This window comes from Aerococcus sp. L_32 (genome assembly GCF_050689315.1).
Window position 1 is genome coordinate 1 of record NZ_JBOEQF010000513.1, and the last position, 1,262, is coordinate 1,262.

Sequence of the window (1,262 nt, forward strand, 5' to 3'; positions counted from 1 at the left end):
TCTATTTTTGCTCATATATTCACTCCTACTCATTTTGTCAAAAATATATAAGTTATTTAGACCTGACATCCTTCTCAGATTCTACACTCCTTAACTACAAATATATTATAGCCTATTCAAAGTCAAATTTGGTCAAAGTAAACTTGCTTTCACAAAAAAAGCCATATTCATGGCTTTTCTTCACAAAATATTCATAATTGGACTGGCACTTTATTTGATAAAGTCTTGGTATAAACGGGATTCTTGAATCCCTTGGTTGTTAGCATATTTTCCAGAAGAATATAAATCATATTCACCATTAATTGTATGATAGTAGATCTGACAAATTTCAACATTGGGATAGATACGGATTGGTTGTAAGCAGTGCATTTCTAAGGTCCAGTAACCTGAGAAACCAACATCTCCGAAACCAGCGGTTACATGGATATATAAACCTAATCGACCAATTGAAGAACGCCCTTCTAACATAGGCACATATTTATCTGTTTCAGTATATTCCACTGTCCGGCCTAAGTACAATTTGCCTGGTTCTAATAAATAACCTTCTTCAGGAATTTGAATCGATTTCAAGGTTGGTTTTTTCTTCATATCCAACACGTCATCTTCATAATAAGCCAATTCATTTGAAAGTCTCAAGTTATAAGAATTGGGATTAACCTGCCTTTCATTAAATGGCGTTATTTTAATGCCCGTTCCTTGCTCTTCAGCAATTTTCTTCCCTGATAAAATCATACACTCACCCTTTGTTCACTATTTTATTTCATTATACCCTTAATTTGGCAAAAAGAAAGATGGTTTCTAGCTGGTGATTTCTAGAAATAAGACCCATGCAAGAAAAACCCGGAAGCTATTCACTTCCGGCTAACAACATTTATTATGTTAAATAGGCTTTAATCACGTTTTTGACCAAATCAATTTTACTTAAGTAATCTTCAGCAGATACATACTCGTTTTATTAATGTGGTAATTTATCTTCACCTGGCCCAAATATAACAAGATCAAAGTCTTTTTCCATACTTGCGAAAGCTTCCGCATCTGTCACTGGTGAATCATTGGGGGAATGGTCATTTAGTTAGTCAGAAATAACTAGTAATGATTTAATGGCACGGCGTTCGTCCATTGCTGTATAAGCTTCTTGCACATCATCTAAATCAAAGGACATGTTGAAGACCTTACCTGGATTGATCCGCCCATCTAGAACGGCATCTAATAAGACTGCACGGTCATGGGTTGTCACAGCTGCACGGCCACCACGAAGGCCA

Annotated in this window: 1 protein-coding gene and 1 pseudogene; both read right to left on the reverse strand. The window is 35.9% G+C overall.

The window, feature by feature from the left end; genetic code table 11:
* Positions 1–210 precede the first annotated feature (210 nt).
* Entirely contained in the window at positions 211–732 is a 522-nt protein-coding gene (dcd, locus tag ACRCJ0_RS14350) for a dCTP deaminase (RefSeq protein ID WP_417893034.1), read from the reverse strand.
* Between the two features lie 340 nt (positions 733–1,072).
* A pseudogene (locus tag ACRCJ0_RS14355) lies at positions 1,073–1,262 on the reverse strand (Zn-dependent alcohol dehydrogenase); the annotation flags it as partial.

Excerpts from the sequence above, each read along its gene's own strand:
- dcd (WP_417893034.1), bottom strand. The coding sequence starts at position 732 with ATGATTTTATCAGGGAAGAAAATTGCTGAAGAGCAAGGAACGGGCATT.